The sequence below is a fragment of the Rhodococcus sp. I2R genome (assembly GCF_020889545.1).
GTDB lineage: Bacteria > Actinomycetota > Actinomycetes > Mycobacteriales > Mycobacteriaceae > Rhodococcoides.
Genome location: NZ_JAHUTG010000046.1, coordinates 1,389 through 9,352, shown reverse-complemented (window position 1 = coordinate 9,352; position 7,964 = coordinate 1,389). Strand labels below are relative to the sequence as shown.

The following is a 7,964-nucleotide window of genomic DNA, read 5'->3' as shown; positions in this document are numbered from 1 at the left end:
GCTCTGGCCAAGCAATGGCGAGCGCTGGCCACCCGCTACGACAAACTCGCGATCACCTACCGCGCCGCCGTCACCCTCTGCGCAATTCTCACCTGGCTACGCCGATTGGGAGACACGCCCTAGGGGGTTCTCTCCTATAAGCGGGCTCTCCTGTACGGCCCCCGGCTCCCTCCCGCACCTACTCGACGCCCCTTCCGGCTGGGGAAGGCTGCCGCTCCCAGCCCTACAGGATCCCGGGGCCGTCGAGGGCAGCCCACAGGACACCGGCCAGGACGCCCAGCGCCAGGCTCGCGGTCGCGGCGACCGCGGCCGTGACGGCCGGCCAGGCGGCCATCCCGCCGCGTCCGGGGAACTCGGCGGCTTGGGAGTCGGGTCGGGCGAAGACGGGGGCGAACCAGCGCAGGTAGTAGAAGAGGCTGATCACGCTGTTGACCACCACCACCAGAGCCAGCCACCCGTGACCGCCGTCCCAGGCGGCGGTGGCGGTGGTCAGTTTGCCCACGAAGATCGCCAGGGGCGGGGTGCCCACCAGCCCCAGCAGCGCCACCAGCACGGTCAGTCCCAACCCTGGGCGGGAGCGGGCCAGCCCGCGGTATTCGGCGAGCGTCCGGTGCTCGGGCAGGGCAGCGGTCACGGCAAAGGCGGCGACGTTGGTCACGGCGTAGGCGGCCAGGTAGAACAACAGCGAGGGCAGGGCCAGGTCGCTGCGCCCGGCTGCGGCCACGGGCACCAGCAGGAACCCCACCTGCGCCACGGTCGACCAGCCCAGTAGCCGGCGGGGATCGGTCTGCCAGTAGGCGGCCAGGTTGCCCAGGAACATCGAGGCGGTGGCCAGTAGGGCGGCGACGAGCAACCAGGAGTGCTCTTCGGCGGAGACTGTGGCCACCAACCGGTACACGGCCACCAGCGCGCCCACCTTGGGCACGGTGGTCAGGAACGTGGCGGCGGTGACCCCGGAGCCCTGGGCGGCGTCGGGCACCCAGAAGTGCATCGGCACCCCGCCGGCCTTGAACAGCAGCCCGGCCAGCACCCCCAGGATGCCTGTCCCCACGGCGGCGTCCGGTGCGGTGGGCAACGCCTCCCGGAGCAGGGCGTAGTCGGTGCCTCCGGCCAGGGCATAGAGCACGGTGACGCCCAGCATCAACAGGATCCCGGACAGCGCCCCCATGAGGTAGGTCTTGACCGCCGCCTCGGCGCCCAAGCGGCCGCCGGTGAGTCCGATGATCCCGTACAGCGGGATGCTGGCCAGCAGGAATCCCACGATCAGCACCAACAGGTCGGTGATCCCGGCCAGGACCATCACCCCGGCGGTGGCGAAGAGCAGCAGGGCGTAGGTGTCGGATTCGCGCGGGGAGTCCTTGAGCTCCCCGGAGGCCACCCCCAGGATCAGCAGGGTGGCCAGGGTGGCTATCACCCGTGCGGCGCCGGTGGCGGTGTCCACGGCAAAGGTACCCGCAAAGGCGCTTTGCGCAGGCCCGGCCATAGCCACCGCGGCGGCGGTCGCGGCGCCCAGTAGCGCCAGGGCGGCCGCGGCGCGGGCGATCCACTGGCGCTGCCGGGGGAGGAACGATCCGCCCAGTAGCACCGCCAATCCGCCGGTAAAGACGATGATCTCGGGCAGCAGCAGCCCGGGGCTCATCTGCATGGAGGCGTCCACGGGTTACCGTCCCACCAGTTCCACGAGGGCGGCCGAGCTCGGCTCGATCACCCCGAGCAGCACCAGCGGCAGCACTCCGATCAGCACGGACAGCGCCAGCAGAGGGCCGGCCGACCACAGCTCGTGCGCCCGCAGGTCCGCGAACCCGGGGGAGCGCCCGGCGGCGGGCCCGGTGAAGACCCGCTGCAGGGCCCGCAGGAACAGGGCGGCGGTGATCACGATGCCCACTAGCGCCACTGCGGTCACCGGGGCCACGGCCACGCTGCCGGCGAAGATCTGGAACTCGGCTATGAACCCGGAGAACCCGGGCAGGCCCAGGGAGGCAAAGGCGCCGATCGCGAACAGCGCCGCGTACCGCGGGGCGGGGCCGGCCAGCCCGCCATAGGAACCCAGGTCGTAGGTCCCGGCCCGGCTCTGCATGACCCCGGCCAGCAAGAACAGGGCGGCGGTGATCAGTCCGTGGCTGACCATCTGCACCATCGCGCCGGTGACCGCCACGGACCGGGCCTGCTCGGCACCCTCCACCAGCAGCCCGGCCGCACCCAGGGCCAGGACGATGTAGCCCATGTGGTTGACGGAGGTGTAGGCGATCATCCGCTTGAGGTCGGTCTGGGCAAGCGCCACCAGTGCGCCGTAGAGCACGGAGACGATTCCCACGGCCACGATCACCCAGGCCCACGCCCGCCAGACCTCGGGCAGCATCGGCATGGCGATCCGCACGAAGCCGTACGCGCCCATCTTCAGCAACACCCCCGCCAGGACGGCCGAGCCGGCGGCCGGGGCGTCGGTGTGGGCCGGGGGAAGCCAGGTGTGGAACGGCACGGTGGGGGTCTTGACGGCCAAGCCCACCAGGATCGCCGCCAGCACCAGCCCCCCGGCGAGCGGCTCACCGGCCAGCGGGGGTGCGGCGACCAGCTCGGGGATGTCAAAGGTGTGGGGCGCCGAGAACACATACAGCCCGATGAAACCCAGCAGCAGGGCCAGCGACCCCAGGAACGTGTAGAGGAAGAACTTCAGCGCCGACCGGGCCGCATTGCCGTGGCCCCACCCGGCGATGATGAAGTACATTCCCACGATCGACAGGTCAAAAAAGACGAAGAACAGGATCAGGTCGGCTGAAACGAACACGCCGAGGCTCATGCTCTGCAGGAACAAAAATAGCGCCGCCTGCACGCGCGGCCGGTCCGAATCCCGCAGGCAGTACACAGCGCACGCCAAGAACACCACGACCGTCATCGCCACCAGCGGCAGGGACAGCCCGTCGATGCCCACGTGGTAACTGCTGCCCACCCCCGGGATCCACGGCACCTGCTCCTCGAACGCCAGCCCGTTCGGTCCCGGGTCCTTGTAGCCGGCCCACACCACGGCAACCAGCAGCACTTCCAGCACGCTCACCGCGATCCACGCCCATCGCGCGGCCGCCGGCCCGATCGCCGGCACCGCGGCCAGGACGGCGGCGGCGGCCAAGGGGAGAAAGACGATCAGACTGAGCATGCTCATCCCATCACTGCGTAGACGGTCCAGGCCACCACGGCCACGGTGAGCACCGCGACGGCCTGCAGGAGGTACTGGTGGACGGCCCCGGTCTGCGGGGTGCGGGCCAGGTGCCCGAGTCGGCGAACCCAACCGGCCAGGCCCTCGACGGCGCCGTCGACCACGGCGTCATCGAGGCGGGCCGCGCCCTGCCCGGCCGTATGGGCGGCCCGTGCGGCTGCTCCGACTCCGGCGTCGAGGACCTCGTCGTCGAACCGCGCCACGGACCGTGCCAGCATCGGGACGGCCCCGGCCACGGAGGTCACGGCGCGGTCCAGGACCGCGTCGTCGAACCGGGCCAGGAGGTGCGCCAACCGCATGACGGGAACGACGACGACAACGTGCGCAGCAGCCTCCAGCCCCAGCCACCGCTCGGCCCACCCGAGTTCCGGGGCGCGTAGACGTCGCATCAGCAGCACCACGGCCAGGGCGATGGCGGCCGAGACCACGAGCTCGAGCGCCGTCACCTCGCCGTGCCCGCCCATCGCCTGGGCGAGGGCGCCGCTGAGCGGGGGCAGCGCCAACACCGACAGCCCGGCCGCCCCCGCGGCCAGCACGACCAGCGGGGCCTGCTCGAGCGCCCCCACCTGCCCGGTGCCGAGCTCTTGCGTTGCGCCGACCTCCCGCCCGGCGGTGGGCTCCTCGACCCGGGCCTGGGCCCCGCGGTGCCAGATCGTCCATAGGACCTTGCCGGAGTAGGCCGCCGACAGGGCCGCCGCCACCAGTCCTGTGGCGTAGAGCCAGGCCGAGGTCTCCAGGGCCCCAGCCAGCACCGCGTCTTTGGTCGCCCACAGGGACAGCGGCGCGATCCCGGTCAGGGCCAGGGCTCCCACGGTCGCGGTCACGCCCACCACCGGCCATCGGCGGCCCGCCCCGCGCAGTTCCGTGAGCTTCTCGGTGCCCAACGCGGTGAGCCACGCCCCGGCAGCGAGGAACAGCAGTGCCTTGGTGGAGGCATGGGCCACCAGTTGGGCGGCACCTCCGCTCACCGCGCCCACTCCGGCGGCCAGCACCACAAATCCCATCTGCGCCACAGTGGACGCCGCCAGCAACTGTTTGAGATCCCGTTGGGCCAACGCCACGATCCCCATCGCCACCGCGGTCAGTAGCCCGATCCACGCGGCGGCCGGGCCCGCCCACCCGGTGGAGGCGAGCAGCGGCTCCACGCGCAGCAGCAGGTAACCGCCCATTGCCACCATCGCCGCCGAGTGCAGCAGTGCGCTGACCGGACTGGGGCCCTTCATCGCGCCGGAGAGCCAGAACGAGAACGGCAGCTGCGCGGCCTTGCCCAGTGCCGCCACCAGGATCCCGGCCGCCACCACGTGCCGCCACGGGCTCTCCGCCGCCGGCAACTCGGACAGGCCCATACCGGCGCCGCCGGCCAAGGCAGCGCCGGCGGCCAGGTAGAGACCCAGGTCGGCGGTACGGGTGGTGAGGAAGGCCGTGAGCCCGGCCGAGACGCGGTCGGTGTCCCGCCACCAGAACCCGATCAACGCGTACGAGGTCGCGCCCATCAACTCCCAGGCAAACAGCAGCGCCGGCAGGCTGGCGGCCGAGGCCGTGATCAGGGCCGCGGCGGCGAAGAGCAGCATCAGCCCGTGGAAGCGGGGCCGGGCCGCCCGGATGTTGCCGGCCGCAAAAACCAGCACCAAAAGGGTCACCACTGCGACCATCGGCAGGGTCAGCGCCGCCAGGGCGTCGACCTCCAATGCCACGTCGACGCCGGCGATGAACGGGAACGCCACCGCAGGCCGCGCAACGGCGACGACAGCCGCCAGCAGCGCGGTCACGGCAGCGGTCGATACCGCGATCGGGGCCGCAACCCGCTCCGCCCGGGTCAGCGCGAGCACCGCACCCACGGCAGCCGGGAGCACCACCAGGGTCAGCAGCAAGGTCTGGTCGGCGGTCATCCGGAGAGATCCTCGGCCATGTCGGTCATGTCGGTCTGCCGCTTGCGGTGCAACAGCGTCGCCACGGCAAAGCCCATGGCCATCTCCACGGTCATGGCCGCCAGCACCACCAGCAGCAGCACCTGCCCGGAGGGGCCCGGGGCCAGGAACCACCAGAACCCCGCGGCGGCCAGGAGCACCCCGTTGATCATCAACTCCAGGCCCATCATCACCATCACCACCACCTGCTGGGACAGGGCCCCGTAGAGCCCGACGGCGAACAGGGCGGCGGCCACCACCAGAACGGCCTCCAGGGTCATCGACCCACACCTCCCGGCTGGGGGTCGTCGGCCGGGCGGCGCCGCAGATCGTCGCCGAGCCGGTCGTAGCGGGTGCGCCCGGCGGCCAGGACGATCCCGGCCACGATGGTGGCCACCATGACCGCGCCCACCACGGCCATCACCAACATCTTTTCGCCCATGATCTCCAGGCCCAGCGCGTTGGTGAGGTCCTCGGGTGGGGCGCCACGTCGCTCGGGCCACGGGATCAGCAGCGCCCCGGCGGCCAGCAGCACAAAGACCCCGACCGAGGTGCCGATCGCGGTCTTCTTCCCGTGGGTCATGTCCATCGGCATCAGCGCCGGGTTCATGCCCATGAACATCACCATGTAGACCGCCATCACCGCCATCTCCATGACCATCATCAGAATCGTGATGATGCCCAGGTAGCTCTGACCCAGCAGCAAAATCATCACCCCCACGGCGATGAACGATGCCGCCAGCGCGTAGGTGGCCCGGGCCATCGAGTCCACCACGAACACGGCCGTCCCCGCGGTCACCGCCACCACAGCGAGTACCCAGAACACGATCCCGACCAGCACGGCTCAGCCCTTCCAGACCACGACGAGGGACACAAGCAGATCCTGGGCCACGACGGCCGGGAGCAAGACAGTCCAGCCGATCTCCATGAACCGATCCGGTCGCAGCAGCGGAAGTTTGCGCCGCGCCCACACCAGAACCGTCAGCACCAGCGCTGTCTTGACCAGCACCCACGCCCAGTCGGGCAGGACGGGCCCGGCACCACCGCCGAGGAAGAGCGGCACCGAGAACGCCGCCCCGGCGGTGAGGAACAGGTAGCGCCCGGCCTGCAGGACCAGCCGATCGACCCCCGAGAGTTCGGCCGTCACCCCGCCGACGATGTCCGCGGACAGGGCCGGGGCGAATGGACCCCATACAGAGAAGCCGGTCACGCCGATCAGGAAGACCAGGAACGCCACCGGCATCCACACCACAAACCACACGCCGTCCTGCGCGGCCGCGACGTCGCCCACCGCCAGACTGCCGGCGGCGATCGCCGGGGCCACCAATGCGAACATCAGCGGCAGCTCATAGGCCAGCCCGTGCGCGAGGAAGCGGTAACCGCCCACCAGACCGTGGATGGAGTTGGCGCCCCACCCCGCCAGCCAGACCAGGGCCCACACCATGACGTCGACGGCGTTGAACCACACGACTCCCACGTCGAGGTCCGCCAGTGTCCAGCGGCCCAGCGGGATCACGGCGATCATCAGGAACGCCCCGACCAGCATGCCCGCGCCGCCGATCCGCCACAGCAGGGTGTCCGCGGCGACCGTCGTGCGGCGACGCTGCCGCAACAGACGGGCCGCACGGGCCAGGGGAGTGGGCCCGCCACGACCGCCGCCCCGCGCCGGCGACGAGAGCACCCCGTCCAGCGCCACCGCGAACAACGCCAGCCCACACAGGATCACCCCGGCCAGCACGGCCCACCCACCGGACACGGTCGTCACCACGGTCTCAGACATGCCCCACCTCCCGGACGGCAGGATGCGAGCCCAGATCAAGGCTCGCCACCGCCAAGCGCACAGTGCCCAGCTCCAAACCGGTCACCAGGTCCGGCACCACCGCCCACGGCACAGTTAGTTTGTCCGCAGATTCCTGCGCTGAGCCGCCATCCGCCCGGTCCGGCGTTGCGCCGCCGACCTCGACGCGGATCCGTTCCAGTTGGGCCAGCAACCGGTCGTGGGCATCCCCGAGGCAGTGCCCCGGCAAGCCGTGGCGCTCCAGATCGGCCGGGCCGAGCGGCAGCACGCCCCGCAATGACCAGCGCAGCAGCCGCGACCTGCGAACCTTCCGGTGCAGACGCTCGACGGCGTCACGGGCGGCACCGGGATCGCCCGTCAGAATCCCGTCCCGGGCACGGCGGGCGCAGTCCGCCAGGTCTTCGGCACCGGCCAGTGCCAGCAGTGCCATGACCTGATCACATTGGGTCACCGTGGCAGACGCGTGGTCCGTGGGCCGACCGGGTGCTCCGGCCCTGTGCTCCGTCGCGTCGATCACCGAGGCGGTGGCGTCGACGACAACGTCCCCCTGTAGCGAGCAGTGCAGCACGAGCCCGGCCGGCCAGAACGGCAATACCGGACCGAGCGGCAGATGGAGAACATCCATCTCCAGGCCGTCGCGGTCCTCCCCGCCTTCGGCCAAGGGAATCCCGGCGGGAGCCATGTCCATATCCCCGTGGCCTTCATGGCCCTCGTGGCCACCATGCCCGCCATGGCCTTCATGGCCCTCGTGCCCGCCGTGGTCTGCGTGGCCCTCGTGGCCACCATGCCCGCCATGGCCTTCGTGGCCCTCGTGCCCGCCGTGGTCTGCGTGGCCCTCGTGGCCACCATGCCCGCCATGGCCTTCGTGGCCCTCGTGCCCGCCGTGGTCTGCGTGGCCCTCGTGGCCACCATGCCCGCCATGGTCTTCGTGGCCCTCGTGCCCGCCGTGGTCTGCGTGGCCCTCGTGGCCACCATGCCCGCCATGGTCTTCGTGGCCCTCGTGCCCGCCGTGGTCTGCGTGGCCCTCGTGGCCACCATGCCCGCCATG

At 71.3% G+C, this 7,964-nt stretch carries 7 protein-coding genes and 1 pseudogene; 1 reads left to right on the top strand and 7 read right to left on the bottom strand.

The features are described 5' to 3' along the window. Window positions 1-223: 223 nt before the first annotated feature. From KVY23_RS24440 to KVY23_RS24410, 7 genes are read right to left on the bottom strand one after another with little or no spacing between them, the layout of a single operon-like run. Window positions 224-1,639: an NADH-quinone oxidoreductase subunit N gene (locus tag KVY23_RS24440; RefSeq protein ID WP_042329325.1), complete on the bottom strand. Its 1,416-nt coding sequence runs from the start codon at window positions 1,637-1,639 to the stop codon at window positions 224-226. A 21-nt stretch (window positions 1,640-1,660) separates the two neighbouring features. Continuing rightward, the gene (locus KVY23_RS24435; RefSeq protein WP_007626381.1) at window positions 1,661-3,151 is read right to left on the bottom strand and encodes a NuoM family protein; all 1,491 of its coding nucleotides are present in this window, start codon (window positions 3,149-3,151) and stop codon (window positions 1,661-1,663) included. Window positions 3,152-3,153: 2 nt separating this feature from the next. After that, window positions 3,154-5,100, bottom strand: a complete 1,947-nt coding sequence (locus KVY23_RS24430; RefSeq protein WP_206492765.1) for an NADH-quinone oxidoreductase subunit L — start codon at window positions 5,098-5,100, stop codon at window positions 3,154-3,156. Next, a complete protein-coding gene (locus KVY23_RS24425; RefSeq protein ID WP_017836397.1) occupies window positions 5,097-5,399 on the bottom strand; it encodes an NADH-quinone oxidoreductase subunit K in 303 nt (100 codons plus the stop codon). The genes KVY23_RS24430 and KVY23_RS24425 overlap by 4 nt, the downstream gene beginning before the upstream one ends. After that, the gene (locus KVY23_RS24420) at window positions 5,396-5,959 is read right to left on the bottom strand and encodes an NADH-quinone oxidoreductase subunit J (protein ID WP_064257203.1); all 564 of its coding nucleotides are present in this window, start codon (window positions 5,957-5,959) and stop codon (window positions 5,396-5,398) included. Before KVY23_RS24420 ends, KVY23_RS24425 begins: the two co-directional genes overlap by 4 nt. 3 nt (window positions 5,960-5,962) lie before the next feature. Beyond that, window positions 5,963-6,898: a complex I subunit 1 family protein gene (locus KVY23_RS24415; protein ID WP_017836399.1), complete on the bottom strand. Its 936-nt coding sequence runs from the start codon at window positions 6,896-6,898 to the stop codon at window positions 5,963-5,965. Continuing rightward, on the bottom strand, window positions 6,891-7,598 hold the full coding sequence (locus KVY23_RS24410; RefSeq protein WP_223210110.1) for a hypothetical protein: 708 nt from the start codon (window positions 7,596-7,598) through the stop codon (window positions 6,891-6,893). Before KVY23_RS24410 ends, KVY23_RS24415 begins: the two co-directional genes overlap by 8 nt. Before the next feature lie 21 nt (window positions 7,599-7,619). On the opposite strand from KVY23_RS24410, the pseudogene KVY23_RS24405 reads away from it, so the two are divergent. Beyond that, window positions 7,620-7,964, top strand: a pseudogene (locus KVY23_RS24405) (hypothetical protein); the annotation flags it as partial.

Bases quoted from the DNA above. Each gene is read 5' to 3' on its own strand.
- KVY23_RS24440 (WP_042329325.1), bottom strand. From the start codon at position 1,639: ATGAGCCCCGGGCTGCTGCTGCCCGAGATCATCGTCTTTACCGGCGGA.
- KVY23_RS24435 (WP_007626381.1), bottom strand. From the start codon at position 3,151: ATGCTCAGTCTGATCGTCTTTCTCCCCTTGGCCGCCGCCGCCGTCCTG.
- KVY23_RS24430 (WP_206492765.1), bottom strand. From the start codon at position 5,100: ATGACCGCCGACCAGACCTTGCTGCTGACCCTGGTGGTGCTCCCGGCT.
- KVY23_RS24425 (WP_017836397.1), bottom strand. From the start codon at position 5,399: ATGACCCTGGAGGCCGTTCTGGTGGTGGCCGCCGCCCTGTTCGCCGTC.
- KVY23_RS24415 (WP_017836399.1), bottom strand. From the start codon at position 6,898: ATGTCTGAGACCGTGGTGACGACCGTGTCCGGTGGGTGGGCCGTGCTG.
- KVY23_RS24410 (WP_223210110.1), bottom strand. From the start codon at position 7,598: ATGGCTCCCGCCGGGATTCCCTTGGCCGAAGGCGGGGAGGACCGCGAC.